At 59.8% G+C, this 19319-nt stretch carries 18 protein-coding genes; 8 read left to right on the plus strand and 10 right to left on the minus strand.

All coding sequences use genetic code 11. The annotated features are described in order from the left end of the window. Nucleotides 1-180: 180 nt before the first annotated feature. From A6U86_RS34100 to A6U86_RS34120, 5 genes are all read right to left on the minus strand, one after another. Nucleotides 181-2607 (minus strand): FAD-dependent oxidoreductase, encoded by a 2427-nt coding sequence (locus tag A6U86_RS34100; protein ID WP_068401519.1) that lies wholly within the window; start codon nucleotides 2605-2607, stop codon nucleotides 181-183. A gap of 218 nt (nucleotides 2608-2825) precedes the next feature. Continuing rightward, nucleotides 2826-3380 (minus strand): sarcosine oxidase subunit gamma, encoded by a 555-nt coding sequence (locus A6U86_RS34105; RefSeq protein ID WP_068401522.1) that lies wholly within the window; start codon nucleotides 3378-3380, stop codon nucleotides 2826-2828. 7 nt (nucleotides 3381-3387) lie between these two features. Continuing rightward, complete coding sequence (locus A6U86_RS34110) at nucleotides 3388-6345, minus strand: sarcosine oxidase subunit alpha family protein (protein WP_068401524.1); 2958 nt, start codon at nucleotides 6343-6345, stop codon at nucleotides 3388-3390. Next, complete coding sequence (locus A6U86_RS34115; protein ID WP_068401525.1) at nucleotides 6342-6617, minus strand: sarcosine oxidase subunit delta; 276 nt, start codon at nucleotides 6615-6617, stop codon at nucleotides 6342-6344. The genes A6U86_RS34110 and A6U86_RS34115 overlap by 4 nt, the downstream gene beginning before the upstream one ends. Nucleotides 6618-6630: 13 nt before the next feature. Beyond that, nucleotides 6631-7881 carry a sarcosine oxidase subunit beta family protein gene (locus A6U86_RS34120; RefSeq protein WP_068401526.1) on the minus strand — a complete coding sequence of 417 codons (1251 nt, stop codon included), beginning with the start codon at nucleotides 7879-7881 and terminating at the stop codon, nucleotides 6631-6633. 329 nt (nucleotides 7882-8210) lie between these two features. Here A6U86_RS34120 and cysQ point away from each other — a divergent pair, with 329 nt between their 5' ends. The 3 genes from cysQ to A6U86_RS34135 all read left to right on the plus strand — a co-directional run bounded on the left by cysQ (nucleotide 8211) and on the right by A6U86_RS34135 (nucleotide 10180). Continuing rightward, nucleotides 8211-9005, plus strand: a complete 795-nt coding sequence (gene cysQ / locus A6U86_RS34125) for a 3'(2'),5'-bisphosphate nucleotidase CysQ (RefSeq protein ID WP_068401781.1) — start codon at nucleotides 8211-8213, stop codon at nucleotides 9003-9005. Nucleotides 9006-9291: 286 nt separating this feature from the next. Next, nucleotides 9292-9567: a DUF1153 domain-containing protein gene (locus tag A6U86_RS34130; protein WP_034476390.1), complete on the plus strand. Its 276-nt coding sequence runs from the start codon at nucleotides 9292-9294 to the stop codon at nucleotides 9565-9567. A gap of 331 nt (nucleotides 9568-9898) precedes the next feature. Next, nucleotides 9899-10180 carry a GNAT family N-acetyltransferase gene (locus A6U86_RS34135; RefSeq protein WP_068401529.1) on the plus strand — a complete coding sequence of 94 codons (282 nt, stop codon included), beginning with the start codon at nucleotides 9899-9901 and terminating at the stop codon, nucleotides 10178-10180. A gap of 223 nt (nucleotides 10181-10403) precedes the next feature. On the opposite strand, the gene A6U86_RS34140 is transcribed toward A6U86_RS34135, so the two are convergent. After that, a complete protein-coding gene (locus A6U86_RS34140; protein ID WP_068401784.1) occupies nucleotides 10404-10760 on the minus strand; it encodes a flagellar export protein FliJ in 357 nt (118 codons plus the stop codon). Between the two features lie 441 nt (nucleotides 10761-11201). Between A6U86_RS34140 and ctrA the strand changes: the two genes are divergently transcribed. Beyond that, a complete protein-coding gene (ctrA, locus tag A6U86_RS34145; RefSeq protein ID WP_068401532.1) occupies nucleotides 11202-11903 on the plus strand; it encodes a response regulator transcription factor CtrA in 702 nt (233 codons plus the stop codon). Between the two features lie 235 nt (nucleotides 11904-12138). On the opposite strand, the gene A6U86_RS34150 is transcribed toward ctrA, so the two are convergent. Continuing rightward, a complete protein-coding gene (locus tag A6U86_RS34150) occupies nucleotides 12139-12501 on the minus strand; it encodes a PleD family two-component system response regulator (protein ID WP_068401534.1) in 363 nt (120 codons plus the stop codon). 204 nt (nucleotides 12502-12705) lie between these two features. Next, nucleotides 12706-13353 carry a histidine phosphotransferase ChpT gene (chpT, locus tag A6U86_RS34155; protein WP_068401537.1) on the minus strand — a complete coding sequence of 216 codons (648 nt, stop codon included), beginning with the start codon at nucleotides 13351-13353 and terminating at the stop codon, nucleotides 12706-12708. Nucleotides 13354-13659: 306 nt separating this feature from the next. Here chpT and A6U86_RS34160 point away from each other — a divergent pair, with 306 nt between their 5' ends. Together A6U86_RS34160 and A6U86_RS34165 are read left to right on the plus strand one after the other, a co-directional pair. Then, nucleotides 13660-14271, plus strand: a complete 612-nt coding sequence (locus tag A6U86_RS34160) for a DUF1134 domain-containing protein (RefSeq protein WP_068401540.1) — start codon at nucleotides 13660-13662, stop codon at nucleotides 14269-14271. A 185-nt stretch (nucleotides 14272-14456) separates the two neighbouring features. Further along, nucleotides 14457-15650 carry a hypothetical protein gene (locus tag A6U86_RS34165; protein ID WP_068401542.1) on the plus strand — a complete coding sequence of 398 codons (1194 nt, stop codon included), beginning with the start codon at nucleotides 14457-14459 and terminating at the stop codon, nucleotides 15648-15650. A 21-nt stretch (nucleotides 15651-15671) separates the two neighbouring features. Here A6U86_RS34165 and A6U86_RS34170 read toward each other — a convergent pair whose 3' ends face one another. Continuing rightward, nucleotides 15672-16502 (minus strand): RNA methyltransferase, encoded by an 831-nt coding sequence (locus tag A6U86_RS34170; protein WP_068401544.1) that lies wholly within the window; start codon nucleotides 16500-16502, stop codon nucleotides 15672-15674. Between the two features lie 9 nt (nucleotides 16503-16511). Continuing rightward, nucleotides 16512-16889: a hypothetical protein gene (locus A6U86_RS34175; protein ID WP_068401546.1), complete on the minus strand. Its 378-nt coding sequence runs from the start codon at nucleotides 16887-16889 to the stop codon at nucleotides 16512-16514. A gap of 50 nt (nucleotides 16890-16939) precedes the next feature. Here A6U86_RS34175 and A6U86_RS34180 point away from each other — a divergent pair, with 50 nt between their 5' ends. Together A6U86_RS34180 and rpoH are read left to right on the plus strand one after the other, a co-directional pair. After that, entirely contained in the window at nucleotides 16940-17965 is a 1026-nt protein-coding gene (locus tag A6U86_RS34180) for an RluA family pseudouridine synthase (RefSeq protein WP_068401547.1), read from the plus strand. A gap of 369 nt (nucleotides 17966-18334) precedes the next feature. Next, nucleotides 18335-19243 carry an RNA polymerase sigma factor RpoH gene (gene rpoH, locus A6U86_RS34185; RefSeq protein WP_068401550.1) on the plus strand — a complete coding sequence of 303 codons (909 nt, stop codon included), beginning with the start codon at nucleotides 18335-18337 and terminating at the stop codon, nucleotides 19241-19243. Nucleotides 19244-19319: the final 76 nt, after the last annotated feature.

Below are 19319 nucleotides of genomic sequence, written 5' to 3' on the forward strand. Positions count from 1 at the left end.
AGAAATTGACAAATTCTTTTCAAATCGCTGTGCGCTGACCTAAATCCGGCCAAAAATGACAGAAAAACGGCATCCACTGGCTCAAAAATAGCCAAAATAATTGAGCGGGAATTTTGCATTGAAGAGTTTTTCTCAGTGGCAGGCCCTCTGCGGGGCCTGCCAGCTCGTCTCGAACGGCACTCAGGCGCGCATGCGCGCCCCGTCCGCATCGAACAGCGGGTCAACCTGCGGCCTTGCCGGCAGGATTTCGCCGAGCAGCTCTATCGACCAGCCCTGCGCCTCATCGGCGATTTCCTTCGGCACGTAGCCGACGGCGACTGAAAGACCGGAGGCATGGGCATAACCGCCCGACGTCACCCAGCCGCAGACCGCGCCGTTGTGATAGATCGGCTCATCGCCGATGACATCGGCATCCTTGGCCGCCAGGATGAAGGTACGCAGCCGTAGCGCGCCGCCTTCCGCCTTCTCCTTGGCCGCCGCTGCCTTGCCGATGAAATCGGCCGGCTTGGACAGCGCCACGAATCGGCCAAGCCCGGCCTCCAGCGGCCCGTAGAGCGGCCGGTATTCACGAGACCAGCTGCCATAGGATTTATCGAGCCGCAGCGCATTCAGCGCCCGGAGGCCGAAGAGCCGTATGCCGAATTCGGCGCCCTCTTCCATCAGGAGGTCGAAGATGTAACGCTGATGTTCGGGCTTCATCCAAATCTCATATCCCAGGTCACCGGTATAGGAGACACGCCCGACGATCGCCGACGCCATGCCGAGATCCATGCGCCGGATGGACATGAAGGGGAAAGCCTCGGTCGAAAGATCCTGATGCGTCAGCTTCTGCATCAGCTTGCGGGCATTGGGACCGGCAATCGACAGGCCGAGAAGCGAAAGGCCCAGCGCCTGAAGCTCGACCGAGCCATCCTTGGGCAGCAGGCCTTCGAACCAGCGCATGTGATAGGCTTCCGCGATGCCGGAGCCGATGAGGAGGAAATCGCCCTCGCCGAGCTTCGCCAGCGTGAAATCGCCAATGAGCTTGCCATCATGCTTCAGCATCGGCGCCAGCGTCATGCGACCGATCGCGGGAATGCGGCAAGTCAGCAGATTGTCGAGGAAAGCTTCCGCGCCCGGTCCCTTGACCGAATATTTGGCAAAGCCCGAGGTCTCCATGAGGCCCAGGCTGTCGCGCACCGCCTTCGCCTCGGCGCCAACGACATCGAAGTCGTTCGAGCGGCGCCAGGAGAATTGATCCTCTTCGCCCTTCGGAGCGAACCACAAGGCCTGCTCAAGACCGTAGTAGGCGCCGAACACGCCGCCGGCCTCCTTGAGCTTGTCGTAGATCGGCGTCGTCAGCAGCGGACGGGCGGCCGGCAATTCCTCGTTCGGATAGCGGATCGAGAAGCGTCGCGCATAGTTTTCGCGCACCTTGGCATTGGTATAGGCAAGGGTCGCATAGTCGCCGTAGCGCGAGACATCCATGGCGAAGACGTCGAAGCCCGGATCGCCGTAGATCATCCAGTTGGCGAGCGCCAATCCGACACCACCACCCTGGCTGAACCCGGCCATGACCGCGCAGGCCGACCAATAATTCCTCAAGCCGCGCACCGGGCCGACGAGCGGGTTACCATCCGGCGAGAAGGTGAAGGGGCCGTTGATGATCTTCTTGATGCCGGCATTGTTGAAGGCCGGGAAATGGCGGAAGCCGACTTCCAGCTCAGGCGTGATGCGCTCAATATCCTCGGCCAGCAGCTCATGGCCGAAATCCCACGGCGTCGTCACCGGCGACCACGGACGACATGCCTTTTCATAGGTGCCCATCAGCATGCCCTGCCGCTCCTGGCGCAGATAGATCTCGCCATCGAAGTCGACGCAGTGCATCAGCTCCTTGCCCGTCGTCTTGTTGAAGTCGATGACCTCGGGCATGTCCTCGGTGATCAGATACATGTGCTCCATGGCAAGCACGGGAAGCTCGAGCCCGACCATGCGGCCGACTTCACGCGCCCATAGGCCGGCAGCGTTGACGACATGCTCGGCAATGATCTCGCCCTGGTTGGTGATGACGCGCCAGGAGCCGTCCTCGCGCTGCACCAGCTCTTCTACCTTGGTATGCAGATAGATATCGGCGCCGTTCTTCTTCGCCGAGCGGGCATAGGCATGCGTGGTGCCATAGGGATCGAGATGGCCTTCGACGGGGTCGTAGAGAGCGCCGACGAATTGGTCGGGGTCGAGAAGCGGCATCATCTCATGCGCTTCCTTCGGCGTCAGCAGCGTCGCCTCAAGACCATTGTAACGGCCCTTGGCGAGAATGGATTTCAGCCAGTCGAAACGCTGTGGTGTAGCGGCCAGCATCAGGCCGGAAGTCAGGTGCAGGCCGATGTCCTGGCCGGAATACTCCTCGATCTCCTTGTAGAGTTCGACCGTATATTTCTGCAGCTTGGCAACGTTTGGATCGCCGTTGATCGTATGCATGCCACCGGCGGCGTGCCAGGTCGATCCGGATGTCAGCTCGGAGCGCTCCAGCAACACGACATCCTTCCAGCCGAATTTCGTCAGGTGATAGAGCACCGAACATCCGACGACACCGCCACCGATGACGACGACCTTGGCATGGCTTTTCATCTAGGAATCCCCTGTTTTCGGTACGAAGCCGCCGAGTGTCTTCCCGCGCGACCGACCGCATTTGAGACCGAACCTAGAGACTATCCGGGTGACCAAATAGCCCGAACTGCGAAACCGATATGTCTGTTTGCGCCATCGCAATTGTTCGGATCGCGCCATCGCCTATTGGCGACGCAAGCCGGTCGGCCAATCATTGGAACTGCCGCAGCATAGGGCTTTCAGTCGGCGAAACCGGCCGTCAGGGCAAACTCGCGCCCCATCTCCATGATCTCCTCGAACACGCTGCCGGCATAGGAGCGCGGCACGATGATTTCGAAGCTGTCAGCGCCGGTGCGGGTAACATTGGCGCTGACATGGCAGCACAACATGCTTGCCGATTGCCCTTCGGCGAAGACCTGAGGATGCAGGTCGACGGCCACGCATTTCGCCAGGATACGACGAACGCTGGGGCCGGAAATACGAAGCAGCACGCGACCATCGCTCTGCTCGAAAAAGGAAACACGGGCAGCGTCGAGCAGAAAGAGATCGCGCGCCACGCTGTCGGCACCAAGCGTCTCGGACACGACGAGCCATTCCCGCGGCCCGACGCTGCGAACCGAAACGTCGTCGATCGCCTTCAGGCCGGCCAGAACCCATCCCTCCTCGCCGGCTTTCCCAAGCACGGAAAAGATGGCCGGCTTGCGCACGACGGCGAGATGATTCGGATTGGCGGCAGCCTCGAAGCCGGAAATGTGATCTTCCAGCACATGTCTGTTTTGATATGCCACGCTCATCAATCCCTCATCCGAGAAGCTTCTTATTGTCCGGATCGATGAAGACGGGGCTGCAAACCTCAGCCGCGACTTCCTCGCCGCGCAATCCGTCCCACACGACCACATGTTCACCGATCCGTTCGCGGCCCGACTTGAGGAAAGCCAGCGCGATGGAATGACCGAGTGTGGGCGAGAAGCAGACCGAGGAAACATGGCCCTGATCGTTCACTGTCGACGGCCTTGCGCCCTCCTTCAGCAGATGCGCGCCGGCGTGGATTTCCTTCGTCGTGTCGAGCGGCTTCAGGCCGACGAGCTGCCCACGATCGGCGGCCGTGAGGCCGAAACGCGTAGACAGCCGTTTGCCGATAAAGTCCGGCTTATGCGCCGACATCATTTTTCCAAGGCCGACATCGTCGGGCGTCGTGCGGCCATCCAGCTCGTTATGGGTGACGTGACCCTTCTCGATGCGCAGCACGTTGAGGGCTTCGACGCCATAGGCGCAGATGCCATGTGCCTTGCCGGCCTCCATGATCGCATCCGCCACTGCCTCGCCATAGCCGGCGGGAACCGCAAGCTCGTAAGCAAGCTCGCCGGAGAAGGATATGCGGAACAGGCGCGCCTTGAGGCCGCCCTTCAGCATGACTTCGGCGGCAGCGAGGAACGGGAAGAACGCGTCTGAAATGTCGTCCTCGATAATCTGTTCCAGCACCAGTCGCGCCTTCGGCCCGGCAATCGCCATCTGCGCCCATTGATCGGAGGAGGAGACGAAGCGAACGTCGAGCTGCGGCCACAGCGTCTGCGCGCAGAATTCCATATGCGTCATCACCTCGCCGGCCATCGCGGTCGTGGTGGTAAGGAAGAAATGATCGGGCGTCAGCTTGCTGGTGGTGCCGTCATCGAAAACGATGCCGTCCTCCCGCAACATCAAGCCGTAGCGCGCCTTGCCGATCGGCAGCTTCAGGAAGGCGTTGGAATAGAGGCGATTGAGAAACTCCGCCGCATCCTTGCCGAAGACCTCGATCTTGCCGAGCGTCGACACATCACAAAGGCCGACATTGTTGCGGACGTTCAGAACCTCGCGGTCGACGCTGTCGCGCCAGCCCTTTTCGCCCGGTCGTGCGAACCAGGACGAGCGATACCAGAGACCAGCCTCGACGAAGGTCGCTCCATTCTTCTTCGCCCAGCCATGCAGCGGCGATTCCCGCACCGGCTGTGCGTGCTTGTCGCGCGCGGTGCCGGCAAGTGCACCGAAGGAAACCGGCGTATAGAACGGCCGGAATGTCGTCGTGCCGACGGCTGCGGGGCTGACGCCGCGCATGCCGGCGATGATGCCGGCAGCGTTCACATTGCCGAGCTTGCCCTGGTCGGTCGCCATGCCGCTGGTCGTATAGCGCTTGGCGTGCTCGACATGGCCGAAGCCTTCGCGCAGGGCAAGGCCCAGATCCTTGGTATGGACGTCGTTCTGATAGTCCACGAACGCCTTGTCCTTGGCGCCGGGCACATGCCAGATCGCAGCGAAGGACGGATCGTAATCGCCTTCGACCTCGGGCGCATCCGCGGCATGAACGGTCTTGCCGAGGCTTTCGACGACCCGCTTTGCCTTTGCCGCCCCATCGGCGAGACAGCCGGAAATGCTATCGATGCCCGCGGCCGACCCGGCAATCTCCAGTTCGCCGCCGACGGTCGGCGCCATGAATGCCTGGCTTTCGTCCGACCAGACCGGCTTCGCACCGCGCTGGCAGGCAAGATGAATGATCGGCGACCAGCCGCCTGATATGGCAAGCGCATCGCAGGCAATCAGTTCATCGAGGCCGCCACGATCGGCAAGGACGCCGCTGATGCGGTATTTGCCCTTGGTCGCGTGAACGCTCGCGCCGTGCACGACGCGGACATCCAGCGGCGCGACATCGGAAGATGCAGGCCGCGTATCCAGGATCGCGGAAATCTCGACGCCCGCAGCGGCAAGATCGAGCGCGGTGCGGTAGCCCGAGCCACCATTGGTGAAGACGGCGACTTTCTGACCCGCAACGACGCCATAGCGATTGAGATAGCTGCGCATGGCGCCGGCTATCATCACGCCCGGCAGATCGTTGCCGCCAAAAACCAGCGGACGTTCCTCGGCACCTGAGGCAAGAATGGCGCGCTTGGCGGCGATACGCCACAAACGCTCGACCGGCAGGTCGGGCGACGGCATCGCTACATGCTTCTGCACCTTCTCGACTGCGCCGAAGACATTGCCGTCATACCAGCCGAAGACGGTCGTACGCGGCATCACCGTCACATTTTCGAGGCTTTGCAATTCCTCAAGCGTCGCCTGCACGAAGACATCGGCCGCCACGCCATCGATCGAGACCTTTTCCGACAGCAGTGAACCGCCAAGACGAAAGCCCTCATCGGCGAGGACGACGCGCAGACCGGCACGCGCCGCGGTCAGCGCCGCCATCAAACCGGCCGGACCCGAACCGATGACCAACAGGTCGCAATGCGCCCAGGCCTTCTCATAGCGGTCGGGATCGGCCTGCATGACGGCCTTGCCAAGACCGGCGGCGCGCCTGATTACCGGCTCATAGACCTTCTCCCAGAAGGCGGCGGGCCACATGAATGTCTTGTAGTAGAAACCGGCGCCGAGGAACGGCGACAGCAGGCTGTTCACCGAGCCAAGATCGTATTTCAGCGAAGGCCAGCGGTTCTGGCTGACGGCGCTCAGGCCCTGATAGAGCTCGGCGACGGTGGCGCGCGTATTCGGCTCGGTGCGGCCATCCTTGCCGATGGTGACAAGCGCGTTGGGCTCGGCCGAACCTGCTGTCAGGATGCCTCGTGGCCGGTGATATTTGAAGCTGCGGCCGACGAGCAGCTGGTCGTTGGCAAGAAGAGCGGCGGCGAGCGTATCGCCCTCCAGGCCCTTCATATCCTTGCCGTCGAATTTGAAGGAAAGCGGGCGGCTGCGATTGACCAGGCCGCCGGTCGAAAGACGATAGGCCGTCATTGCGCCGCCTCCTTCGCCCTGTCTTCCGCATCGGTGACGGAAAAGATCTCGTGGGTGATATTGCTGCGATCGACCACCAGCCAGCGGCGGCAGCCGGCCGCGTGGTGCCAATATTCCAGAATCCGGCCGCGCTCGTTATCGCGGATATGGACATAGCGATGCCAATCCTCATCCGGAGCCGACGGAGCCGGACGGGTGACGGAGGCGCCGCGAATGGAGAATTCTTCCTTCGGTCGCACGCCGCAATGCGGGCAGTTGATCAAGCTTGCCATTGGTATCGTGCCCTCAATGCAGGTTCGGCTGCGGACCCTTGCCGCTTTCGTCAATCGCGAAACCGCGCTCGAAACGGTCAAGGCGCAGAAGGCGGCTGACTTCATGGCTTTCGCCCTTGGCGATCAGATGCGCGAAGCAGAAGCCCGAGGCCGGCGTCGCTTTGAAGCCACCATAGTTCCAGCCGCAATTCAGATAGAGATTGTCGATCGGCGTGCGGTCGATAATCGGCGAGCCATCCATGCTCATATCCATGACGCCGCCCCAGGTGCGCAGCACGCGCGTCCGCGACAGGCCGGGAATGAGCGATACGCCCTCCTCCATCGTATGCTCGACGGTGGCGAGGTTTCCGCGCTGGGCATAGGAGCTGTAGTAGTCGATATCGGCCCCGAAGACCAAGCCACCCTTGTCCGACTGCGAGATATAGAAGTGTCCCGCGCCGTAGGTGATAACGTTGTCGATGATAGGCTTCAGCCCCTCGGAGACGAAGGCTTGCAGCACATGCGTTTCGATCGGCAGCTCCAGATCGGCCATATTGCCCAGGATCGAAGTGTGGCCGGCTGCCGCCAGCGCCAGCTTGTTGCAGCCGATGAAGCCGCGGTTGGTCTCGACGCCGGTGACGACGCCGTTTTCGCGGCGGATGCCGATTACCTCGCATTGCTGGATGAGATCGACGCCGCGACTATCGGCGCCGCGCGCATAGCCCCAGGCGACAGCATCATGGCGGGCCGTGCCGCCGCGCCGCTGGAGGAGGCCGCCGAGGATCGGAAAGCGGGCATGGTCGAAATTGAGGTACGGCATCATCCGACGCACCTGTTCACGGTTCAAAAGCTCCGCATCGACGCCGTGCATGCGCATGGCATTGCCGCGCCGCGCATAGGCATCGCGCTGTCCGTCCGAATGGAACAGGTTGACGATGCCGCGCTGCGAAACCATGGCATTATAGTTGAAATCCTGCTCCAACCCTTCCCAGAGCTTCATCGAGAATTCGTAGAACGGCTCGTTGCCCGGCAGGAGATAGTTGGAGCGGATAATCGTGGTGTTGCGCCCGACATTGCCGGAGCCGATATAGTTCTTTTCCAGCACGGCAACGTTGGTGATGCCGAATTCCTTGGCGAGATAATAGGCCGTCGCCAACCCGTGTCCGCCGGCGCCGACGATGATCACGTCGTAATGCGATTTCGGCTCCGGCGTCCGCCATACCGGCTGCCAATTGCGGTTGCCCGAAAACGCCTGTTTTAGAAGCTGATATGCCGAATATCGCATGCATTCATCCCGATACTACCCGGCCGCACATTCGCATATGCAATAAAAACGACAAGCCCTTTAAGGACGAAAAAGCTTCGCAAACAGAACATGTTCTTTTCCGAATGCGCAGACCTCACAGGCCTGAAGATTGTCTCTCAAACGACACGCATGCCCGTGGAAGGCGTCCAGGACAAGGCGAGGATGCAGAGCCTGGTTGCGAAATTTCTGTTCTGGCGCTAAGCCGGAAGCAGCCGGATTATTTGAGCTCTAAACTCTACCCTCGCGACTTCCTATCTATAGTGTCCGGAGACTTGAAGCGCGAATGTGGCGCGGAAGACGAACAGGCAATGCTTGCGACATTTGAAAAGGCGGCGCTCGAAGCAGGGAAGGCCATATTGGAGGTCTACCGTGCTGGCTACGCTGTTGCCGTGAAGCAGGACATGAGCCCCGTCACCCTCGCTGACGAGCGCGCCGAACATATCATTCTCGAACACCTTGCGCGGGATTTCCCGAATATTCCGGTTATCGCCGAGGAATCTGTGTCCGCCGGCAGGGTACCGGATGTTCGCGGCCACTCCTTTTTCCTGGTCGACCCCGTCGATGGCACGCGCGAATTCATCGAACATCGTGACGAATTCACCGTCAACATCGCCTATATCGAGAATGGCATTCCCGTCGCCGGCATCGTCTATGCCCCGGCCCTCGGAATAGCCTTTACCGGCGAGCCGGGCAGAGCCCGCAAGCTCGTCGTGGACGACCGTTTTGTCGTGACCGACCGCACCACCATTGCCGTGCGCGAGCGGCCGGTCAATCTGACCGCACTTGCCAGCCGTTGCAACAGCAACGCGAAGACGGAGAGTTTTCTGAGCGATAACGCAGTCTCCGCCTGCACCTCTATCGGCTCCTCATTGAAATTCTGTCTGCTTGCCGAAGGCAAGGCCGATGTCTATCCGCGTTTCGCCCGCACCATGGAATGGGACACGGCAGCCGGTGATGCCGTGTTGCGCGCCGCCGGTGGCGCTACCGTGACCGTCGACGGCGCGCCGCTCGCTTATGGCAAGATCGACCAGACCGGGGATAGCGACTTCGCCAACCCGCATTTCATCTGTTGGGGCGGAAAGAAAATCGGCCTTCCCGCATAGAAACGACTGTCGAGAAGCGGGATAATCTTCTCGTCTGGCGGGAAAGACATCGGGATTCTCGCCCCGAAAGCGTAAGTTTTCACTGACAAAAACTTATAGGACGGCTGCCGCATCCCCCTGAAATTGTGGCGATTAGCCGGCATTTTATCCGGTTGCATCAAAAGCAAATCAGTTGCCGGCCACACTCCTTAAAATTCTTAGCAAAGTCTTACTATGTGCTTAGGCAATTTTTAAATGTGGCAAGATAGAGTGCCTCTCGTGGTCTTGAGTGTGTGTAGAGAGTCCAATGACCGAAATGATACGTCCCCGAGTGAAGTATGTCATCGGCCCCGATGGCAGCCCGCTGACGATAGCAGACCTTCCGCCGCCGAATACGCGCCGCTGGGTCATTCGTCGTAAGGCAGAGGTTGTCGCCGCCGTGCGTGGTGGTTTGCTCAGCTTGGAAGAAGCCTGCGAACGTTATACGTTGACCGTCGAAGAGTTCCTCTCCTGGCAGTCGTCCATCAGCAGCCATGGCCTGGCCGGGCTGCGGACGACCCGCATACAGCAGTATCGCCACTGACAGTAGCAACAGCACTCCATTTTGTTTGAACTTGTATTCGGGCCTCTTCTCCCCATACGGGACAGAGGCCCGAATTGTTTTATCAGACAGTTCCAAGGCGGGTCGATCGGGTCTGCTGCGAAACATCCACTGCTTGCCGAATGGCATTCCCGATCCAGCCCTGCCGAGAGAACGCCGCGGCCAAATACCGTCATCGAAGCGCAGGTCTGGAACGACTATCCCCTCCCCGAAATTCGCCGGCATTGTGCTTCATGGCGTGAAATTGAGGAGTTGGCAGGCCGCGGAGCAAATGCAATCCTCGGCACCTGCAACAGGATCAGGGAGCGAGATCATGGATATTCGCAACGAAAACAACGCATCCGGCGGCCGCTATGTCGCAACCGTCGAGGGTCATGAGGCGGAAATGACATTTTCCCGCACCTCCCCGAAGCTGATTATCATCGATCATACCGGAGTGCCTGACGCTTTGCGCGGCAAGGGAGTCGGCCAGGCGCTGGCCGCTCACGCCGTCGAAGAGGCGCGGCGCGGCGGCTGGAAAATCATTCCGCTCTGCCCGTTTTTCAAGGCCCAGGCGCAACGTCACGATGACTGGCGCGACGTCATCAACTCGTAAGCGCTGACCGCGAACGCGACATCGCGTACGTACGAGTTCCACCGGCGCGGTGGCGCCGGTTCTTTCGATCCAGTGGATTGCGCAAAAGCCCCGCATGACCGGCCCTGTCACGGCCAGTCATGCGCGGCTTTCGTGTCGTTTTCGTCATCCCATACATTCCGAAGCTGAGCTTTGTGTCGGAATGGAATGACGCGGATCGAAACAAGACGACGCGTTTACGACCTCAGGCGCGCGCCCTTGCAGGGCCAGAACCATCACGCTCTTCGAGCGCTGCGGCCTTGGCATATTCCGCCTGCATGTCTTCAAGCGAGTGTTCCAACGCCTCTTCCTGAACCTGCAGTTCGCGGATCGACACCTGCAAGTTGTCCGCACGCTGGCGCGCGGCCTTGGCAAAGGTCGGGTAAGCGAAGTGGTTAGGGTCGGCAATGCCGGACTTTTTCTCTTCCAGCACGATCTGGCTTTCCAGATCTTTTGTCATACGGTCAAATTCCGCCATCATCATCTGCAATTGCTGCAGCTGACGGCGTTTTTCGTTCACCTGAAACTCTTTCAGGCGAACTAGGCTCTCACGTGACTTCATACGCATTACTCCCGTGATGCGAGACCCCGGCTCTCGATATTTCCGCCCGCCGAGCCGCTTTGACACGGCTTGGTTAAAAAAAATTACAGCGATCTTAATAAAAGCCTACCGCTGGTAACCTTTCGTTTACGGGCATCGTTAATGATAGGCGCAATGATTTAAGGCTCAGTAAATGTTTCGGTCGGAATTCGACATGTTTGCATTGATGAGTCAGATGAATCACTTGGCGTGAGTTCTTAACGCGATACTTTAGGAGTCGATTTTACTGATTGTCGTTGGAAAACAGTGCAATGGAAAAATTATTTAATAAATTCGATACGACTTGCCAGAGTGAATCAGAATTTGTTAACCATTACATGGCAGCTTCCAAATCAAGCAGTGATTTGATCGGTATCGCGTAAGGGGGCTGACGACCTTTCGGCGGCGGTAAAGGGGACAATTATGCGGGTTCTATTAATTGAAGACGACAGCGCGACAGCGCAGAGCATCGAATTGATGCTCAAGTCCGAAAGTTTCAACGTCTATACCACCGACCTCGGTGAAGAAGGCGTCGATCTCGGAAAGCTTTACGACTACGATATCATCCTTCTGGATCTCAACCTTCCGGATATGTCGGGCTACGAAGTGCTGCGCACGCTGCGCCTTTCGAAGGTCAAGACGCCGATCCTCATCCTCTCCGGCATGGCCGGCATCGAGGACAAGGTTCGCGGCCTCGGCTTCGGTGCCGACGACTACATGACCAAGCCGTTCCACAAGGATGAGCTGGTTGCCCGTATCCACGCCATCGTCCGCCGCTCCAAGGGCCATGCCCAGTCGGTGATCATGACCGGCGAGCTCATCGTCAACCTCGACGCCAAGACAGTCGAAGTCGGCGGCCAGCGCGTGCACCTGACCGGCAAGGAATACCAGATGCTAGAGCTGCTTTCGCTCCGCAAGGGTACGACCCTCACCAAGGAAATGTTCCTGAACCATCTTTATGGTGGCATGGACGAACCTGAACTGAAGATCATCGACGTCTTCATCTGCAAGCTGCGCAAGAAGCTGGCCAATGCCGCCGGCGGCGCGAACTACATCGAGACCGTTTGGGGCCGTGGCTACGTGCTGCGCGAACCCGACAACAACGAGTTCGCCGAAAGCGCTTAACGCCGCCTCCCCGCCATTACCGCCATGCATTGAAATCCCGCCCTCTCCGGCGGGATTTTCTATTGAATAAACCGCAAAAAATAACAGCCGCTCCAAAAGGGCGGCTGTTGTCGTTTCGAGAGCTCCTAGAGCATTTCCAGGAAAAGTGCGCGGCGGTTTTCCGTCCGGAATGCGTAAGAACAAGGAGATAGAGCGCTTTCGCAATTCGAGGAAAAGCGAAAATGCTCTAATGAAATCAGGCGGCGACGGCGCGATTGCCGAAGATGGCCGTCAGGATCTTGCGATCGAAGGGCTTCAGCAGAAAGTCGGTGGCGCCAGCCCGCTTTCCGGCCATCAGCTTGCGGAGATCGGCCTCCACGACGCAATAATAGATCTTCACGTCCTTACCGTTCGGCAGCGCGCGGATATTGGAAATCAGTTCGAGTGCCCCTTCCATGCCGGCATCGACGATCAGATAGTCCGGGATTTCCGCCTGGCAGCGCACCAGCGCTTCCTGGGCATCACCGGCTTCGCTTACGAGGAAATCCAGCTCGGACAGGATTCGCTTGCCGACCTTGCGCACGACATCCGAACTATCCGTAATCATGAACCGCTGCATCCGCGAACTCCCTGGCACCCGCCGCCCGTATTGCAACGGCGACATCAAATTGGAACGATAGGACCAGCATGCTAAGGATTCGTTACCGCTACATTATCAATTGAGCGGACAACCATAAGATTGCAAATTATCGACACACACGAAAAAATAATCCCGCGGCCATGGGGTGACCGCGGGCTGAAAGACACAAAAAGCTCAATCCGTCTATTTGGTCGGTATCTCTGCGACGAAGGTCAGCTCTTCCGGCGTCACATTGTAGGAGAGCTCCATGCCGCTCTCTTCAGCAAGAAGAACGGTGTAATAGGGCTGGATCGTATGGGCGTCGATCGCCTCTTCCAGGGCACCGGAGCAAATCTCGGCGAATTTCGGCGGCACGCGCATCAGCCGCCCCTTGACGGCGATTGTGAACTTGGCGTCGAGTTCGGGATTTTCCAGCGTCACCTCGATATTGCCGCCGCGTGGAATGGCCCCGTAGGCGACCAGGAAAAGGTTGAGTAGCAGCTTCACCCGGTTCTTCGCGATGATGGCGCGCGGTCCGACCCAGCTGACCTCGGTCTTCTTCTCGGCAGCGGCGAAATCCTTCGCTGCCCGCTCGGCCTCGCCCGTATCGATCGATGCACCGACTGAGCCGGAAGCACCGAAGGCAAGACGGGCGAATTTCAGGCGGACGGACGCATTGAGCGCGCTGGTGCGGATCAGATCCATGGCGTCGGCGTCGGCGCCGCCCTCGTCGAGCAGCTCCAGGCCGTTATTGATCGCTCCGACCGGCGAGATCACATCATGGCAGACGCGGCTGCATAGCAGCGCGGCCAGATCAGGCCCGGTTAGAGTGAGGTTCGGATTCTTCGACATTCATTGTCTCCTGAATGCTGACAAGGCGAAACGCAGTAGATTCCACGTTGCCACGGCAAGGTTGCCCGAGGATTGTCTCAGGCGGTGTACCGCACGCCATAAAGACACCATATTTGGTAAACCGATTGTTAAGACCATCGACGCAAAATGCATTCATCACCATCAGACCTTTTCGCACGCGAATCGTGCTGCGATGGATGGGCAAAACGGTCTGAAAAAGGGGGCGAGCCGAGTGTGGCGCGTTCAGACGAATGTGTTGCACATCCGCTCCCCTGTCGCGCCGACCATGATGAACGGATGACTTTGATGCGCTATGAATTCCTGAAGAGAATGCCAAGCCCCGGCACCAGAACGCTTGGCCTCGGCCTGATCCTGGCCATTGTTGCATTCGCAAGCTTCATATTGCCGGTCCGCCAGGCTGCCGCTGCGCCGAACAATCAATATTCCGCGCAGGAAATCGTCGATGCCGGCCATTCCTTCTTCGGCTCCGCCAGTGGCGGCCTTGCCAAGGTTATCGAGCGCGCCTTCCAGCAATATGGCCTGCCGAACGGCTACATTCTCGGCCAGGAAGGCTCAGGCGCCTTTCTCGCCGGCCTCACCTATGGCGAAGGGCAGCTGAACACCAAGAATGCCGGCGAGCACCCGCTCTATTGGCAGGGCCCGTCGCTCGGCTTCGACTATGGCGGCCAAGGCACGCGCGTCATGATGCTGGTCTACGATCTGCCGAGCATCGATAGCGTCTACACCCGCTTTGGCGGTGTCAGCGGTCAGGCTTTCGTCGTTGCCGGTTTCGGCATGACGGTGCTTAAGAACAACAATATCGTCCTTGTTCCGATCCGCACCGGCCTTGGCGCACGCCTCGGCGTCAACATGGGTTATTTGAAGGTCACGCCCAACGCGACCTGGAATCCCTTCTAAACCTGCTGTTCCTATCGCCTCCCAGGCAGCTTCTGACTTGGCCCGCGCAGATTGCGGGCCTTTTCTTTCAGTAAATCCGGCCCGCGCCGGTAAACCATATCCAATTTAAACGCTTGCTCGCATGCCCGACCCATGATTATTCATTTCATCGAGATCGAAAATAACCCCAGGATACTGGCCGCGTCGTGATTCAATTTGCTCTATTGTTCGGATTGGGCTTTCTGACTGCCGCACTTCTGGTCTTTCTGATAGCGCCGGCAATCCATCGCCGTATCGTCTGGTTCACCGAGAAACGCCTGAGGGCGACCATGCCGCTGAGCCCGCAGGAAGTGCGGGCACAGAAGGATATGGCACGCGCGCTGTTTGCCGCGGAAAACGCCAGGGCCGAGCAGGCTCTGACCCAGGAGCGCGACAAGACCGTGGCGCTGCAGATCCACAACGGCAAGCTTCAGCAGGAGGCCAGCCGGCTTGTTGCCGGCAATACCGAGCAGCAGACGCGCATCGACGATCTCGAAGTCGAAGCGGGAGAGCTGCGTTCGCGCTTGCGGTGTGAGGAAAGCTATATAAGCCAGCTCAAATCCAGCATCCACGCTGCCGAACAGGCTAGCTTGGAGAAGGAAGCCGATATCGACGGCCTGCGCAAGCGCATGACCAAGATGGCCGCCGATGCCGACAACCTCAAGATCGACCTTGCGACCCGCGAGACGGAGATCGAGAGCCTTAAGCTGCGCATCAACACATTGCGGGACGAGCGCGAGACGCTTCGTGAAGACTTCAATGCCGCGAGCCTGCGGGCGGCGGATGCAGAGCAGTCTCATCGACAGGAAAGCGACAAGAACAAGCGGCTGGAAGAGCGGCTGGATCGCGAGATCGCCGGCAACGCAGACAAGGAAACCGCGATAGAACGGCACGCTCAGGATGTTGTCCGCCTGAGGGAACGGCTGGAAGCCGCCGTCAAGGAATCAAGAGAGGCCAGCAAGGCGCTGCGCGCCGCCGGCATCGCGCCACCGAAGAAACCGGCCAAGACGCCGAAACTCTCCGCGGTATCCATGATTCCGGCTGCCGCCGATGATCAGACGAACGCAGCCAAACCGGAACGCACAGTGGAAGATGACATTGCAAAAATGACGGAAGAGGTCCGCAATCGGGCCGCGGCCCTTTCGGATCGCCTTCTGAAGGCCCGCTCGCCCGCACATGATGAGGCAATGCGGGAAGAGATCGCGACGATTGCTGCCAACATGGTGGCGCTGACGGCGCTCAAGGAAGGCAATGCCTCGCCCATACCCGATCATCTGCTGGGGAATAACGATCCCGCCGGGCAAGCGGCCCGTATCAGCCTTGCCGACCGGGTGGCGTCATTGCTGCCGAAGCATCCCTGATTAGCGCCGCAAGCGCGTCGTTCAGATGCGCTTGATCCTTGCAGCCATCTCGAAAAGCGCAACGCCGCTGGCGGTTGCGACGTTCAGGCTGTCGAGGCCTGGAGCCTGCGGGATCCGAACGCTGTTGAAGGCGGACAGGATAGTTTGCGGCAGTCCGTCTCCCTCCGTGCCCACGACCAGCGCCATGCGGTCCGATGCCTCGACCTCGCGAATATCTACCTTTCCACGCGGTGACAGGCTCCAGATCGCAAAACCGCGATCGGCGAGCGCCGCAAGCAGATCAACATCACTCGACTGCCGGCAATAGGGCATGGTCAGGACCGAACCGACTGAAACGCGCAGCGATTTTCGATAGAGCGGATCGCAGCAGCTCTCATCGAGCAGCACCGCATCGGCTCCGAAGGCGGCCGCGTTGCGGAACATCGATCCCATATTGTCATGATTGGAGATGCCGCAGCCAACAAGCACGAGCGCCTGTCGCGGCAGGCAGTCGAGAAAGGCACTCAGATCGATCTCCGCCTTCCGGTGGCCAAGCGCCAGAACGCCGCGATGCAGATGAAACCCGACGATGCCGTCAAGCACCTGCGATGTCGCGACATAGATCGGAACACCGGCCGGGAACGCGTCCACGATATCCCTCAGTCCGGCGACGCGGTTCTGCAGCAACAGCACTTTCTCGGCGACGAAATCGCCCCCCACCGCATGTGCCCCGGCAAGAAGCCGCAACACGACGGTGCCTTCGGCGATGAAACGGCTCTCGCGGCCCGTCAGGTCGCGTTCGCGGATATCACGAAACTCGGCGATGCGGGGATCGTCGGGATGCGTGATCTCGATGAGCCGATCGCTCGTCATCGTCAGGCGTCAGTTCGGCAGCGATATGGTCGCCACGATGCGGCCGATACCGTAGTCGAAGACGATGGCCTGCCGCTGACCGCTGGCGAGCGTGCCGTAGAACAGCACCTGATTTCCCGACAGGGCGGTGGACTGAACGGTAAAGCCCGCCGGCAGCAGAGCCGTCACGGCGACCGGGGCATCCGAAGGAATGTTGGTGGTCGCCTGGCCCACAGGCTTTGCCGATGGTTTCATCGTCTTGTAGACAACGGCACCGAAGACGGCCATAAGGCTCACCACCATGACGGCCGCGGAGACGATCTGCAGGCGGATCATCTTGCGTCGGACTTTCTCCAGGGCCGGATCGAGGGGCTTTTCCTCTTGATCGTCTGGCTCGAGATTTGTCATCGATGCGTCCTTGCTGATTGAGCGCGCCCAGAGGCGCCGGAGAAATACGTTTGAGCGACCCCTTTAAAGAAGCCGAGAGCAATAGAAAAGTCCTAACCGCTGACGAAAGCGCCGAAGGCCGGCTCGATGCATGGCTGACCGCACAGTTCGGGGCCGAATTTTCCCGCAGCCGCATTCAGGCGCTGATCAAGGCCGAGGCCGTGCTGTTGAATGGCGTGCCGGTGACCGACGCCAAGAAAAAGGTGCGTCCGGGCGATGTCTATGAGATCGCGCTGCCTGAGCCCGAAGACCCGACGCCACAGGGCGAGGATATTCCGCTCGACGTGCTCTACGAGGACGAGGACGTGATCGTCATCGACAAGCCCGCCGGGCTCGTCGTCCATCCCGCGGCCGGCAATTGGACGGGCACGCTGGTCAATGCGCTGATCTACCATTGCGGCGACAGCCTTTCCGGCATCGGCGGCGTTCGCCGGCCGGGCATCGTGCATCGGCTGGACAAGGATACGACCGGGGTCATGGTCGTTGCCAAGAATGATGCCGCGCACCGTCACCTGTCTCTGCAATTTGCCGATCACGGCAGAACGACATCGCTGGAGCGCGCCTATCAGGCGATCGTTTGGGGCCGTCCCCGCCAGCTCATCGGCACTGTCGACGCACCGCTTGGCCGCTCGAACACCGACCGAACGCGCCGCGCCGTCAAGCGTCCCGACTCACAGGATGCCGATGAGGCCATTACGCATTACGAGGTGCTGGAGCGTTTCCACGAAGGGCAGGACGCACTCGCGCTCGCCTCGCTGGTCGACTGCCATCTCGAGACCGGGCGTACACATCAGATCCGCGTGCATATGGCGCATATCGGTCACCCACTGCTCGGCGACGCCGTCTATGGCGGCGGATTCAAGACCAAGGCCAATCTCCTGCCGGAGGCGGCCAGGCAAGTTCTCAATGGCTTCACTCGCCAGGCCTTGCATGCCTACATGCTGCAATTCGAGCATCCGCGCACCGGCGAGGTCATGCACTTCGAGGCGCCATTGCCGGATGATATGGAAGAACTGGCGGCAGCCTTGAGAGCATAGGCGGCCGCCGCCCGGCAAAGGTTGCTGGACGCCCGCACCTTATCGCCCTATAGTGTCGTCCAGAGGTCCGAACCCCCGGCGCGCCCTCAGTTGTCGAAACGCTTATTCGTTTTGGAGGCTGATATGGCCAGACTTTATGGGACGGGGTTATTCGGGAGGAGAATCCCAAGGGCGATTTCACGACGGGGCCAATCAGGTCACGCCGCTATAACACTTGCGTGACCATATCCTTGAATCACCGTTTCGCCGTACTTATCTTTACATAGGTTCAGTGCGGGGTCCTTGTGGCTCGCACGCCTTGGTCCGCTTCGCAGAAGGCGCAATACGCCCCCAGAAGGTACCAAATCTCGAATAGGAGGGTGCACATTCATGGCCCGTAATACCTTACCGTCCATCGCTGCCGGAGAAGCCGGCCTCAATCGTTATCTGGACGAGATCCGCAAGTTCCCGATGCTGGAACCGCAGGAAGAGTACATGCTCGCCAAGCGTTATGCGGAACATGCCGACCGTCAGGCCGCGCACCGGCTCGTCACAAGCCATCTGCGCCTCGTGGCGAAGATTGCCATGGGCTATCGCGGCTACGGCCTGCCGATCGGCGAAGTCGTATCCGAAGGCAATGTCGGCCTGATGCAGGCTGTCAAGAAGTTCGACCCGGAACGCGGCTTCCGCCTGGCAACCTATGCCATGTGGTGGATCAAGGCCTCGATCCAGGAATATATCCTGCGGTCCTGGTCGCTGGTGAAAATGGGTACGACCGCCAATCAGAAACGCCTGTTCTTCAACCTGCGCCGGCTGAAGGGCCGTATCCAGGCCATCGATGACGGCGACCTGAAGCCGGAACATGTCACCGAGATCGCCACCAAGCTGAACGTCTCGGAGGAGGAAGTCGTTTCGATGAACCGCCGCCTCTCCGGCGACGCTTCGCTGAACGCGCCGATCAAGGCTTCCGAAGGCGATTCCGGCCAGTGGCAGGATTGGCTCGTCGACGATCACGACAGCCAGGAAGACGTACTGATCGAACAGGACGAGCTCGACACGCGCCGCCGAATGCTTTCCCGCGCGCTGGGCGTGCTGAACGACCGCGAACGCCGCATCTTCGAGGCTCGTCGCCTCGCCGAAGACCCGGTCACGCTGGAAGATCTGTCGTCCGAATTCGATATCAGCCGCGAACGCGTTCGCCAGATTGAGGTCCGTGCCTTCGAAAAGGTTCAGGAAGCCGTGCAGAAGGACGCCCTGGAGCGCGCCAAGGCGCTCCGCGTCGTTGAAGCGACGGCATAACCTCCCGATTTCGAAAATTCAGAACAAATAAAAAGGCGGGCCGCAAGCCCGCCTTTTTCGTATCTCTGTAAGGGAA

It is taken from the genome of Rhizobium sp. AC27/96 (genome assembly GCF_001692325.1).
In the GTDB taxonomy this organism is placed as follows: domain Bacteria; phylum Pseudomonadota; class Alphaproteobacteria; order Rhizobiales; family Rhizobiaceae; genus Rhizobium.

Coding starts and splice junctions, on each gene's coding strand:
- chpT (WP_068401537.1), bottom strand. CDS start 13,353: ATGTCGAAGAATCCGAACCTCACTCTAACCGGGCCTGATCTGGCCGCG.
- A6U86_RS34120 (WP_068401526.1), bottom strand. CDS start 7,881: ATGCGATATTCGGCATATCAGCTTCTAAAACAGGCGTTTTCGGGCAAC.
- A6U86_RS34160 (WP_068401540.1), top strand. CDS start 13,660: ATGCGCTATGAATTCCTGAAGAGAATGCCAAGCCCCGGCACCAGAACG.
- A6U86_RS34175 (WP_068401546.1), bottom strand. CDS start 16,889: ATGACAAATCTCGAGCCAGACGATCAAGAGGAAAAGCCCCTCGATCCG.
- A6U86_RS34130 (WP_034476390.1), top strand. CDS start 9,292: ATGACCGAAATGATACGTCCCCGAGTGAAGTATGTCATCGGCCCCGAT.
- A6U86_RS34110 (WP_068401524.1), bottom strand. CDS start 6,345: ATGACGGCCTATCGTCTTTCGACCGGCGGCCTGGTCAATCGCAGCCGC.
- rpoH (WP_068401550.1), top strand. CDS start 18,335: ATGGCCCGTAATACCTTACCGTCCATCGCTGCCGGAGAAGCCGGCCTC.
- A6U86_RS34140 (WP_068401784.1), bottom strand. CDS start 10,760: ATGAAGTCACGTGAGAGCCTAGTTCGCCTGAAAGAGTTTCAGGTGAAC.
- ctrA (WP_068401532.1), top strand. CDS start 11,202: ATGCGGGTTCTATTAATTGAAGACGACAGCGCGACAGCGCAGAGCATC.
- A6U86_RS34150 (WP_068401534.1), bottom strand. CDS start 12,501: ATGCAGCGGTTCATGATTACGGATAGTTCGGATGTCGTGCGCAAGGTC.
- A6U86_RS34115 (WP_068401525.1), bottom strand. CDS start 6,617: ATGGCAAGCTTGATCAACTGCCCGCATTGCGGCGTGCGACCGAAGGAA.
- A6U86_RS34135 (WP_068401529.1), top strand. CDS start 9,899: ATGGATATTCGCAACGAAAACAACGCATCCGGCGGCCGCTATGTCGCA.
- A6U86_RS34100 (WP_068401519.1), bottom strand. CDS start 2,607: ATGAAAAGCCATGCCAAGGTCGTCGTCATCGGTGGCGGTGTCGTCGGA.
- A6U86_RS34170 (WP_068401544.1), bottom strand. CDS start 16,502: ATGACGAGCGATCGGCTCATCGAGATCACGCATCCCGACGATCCCCGC.
- cysQ (WP_068401781.1), top strand. CDS start 8,211: ATGCTTGCGACATTTGAAAAGGCGGCGCTCGAAGCAGGGAAGGCCATA.
- A6U86_RS34105 (WP_068401522.1), bottom strand. CDS start 3,380: ATGAGCGTGGCATATCAAAACAGACATGTGCTGGAAGATCACATTTCC.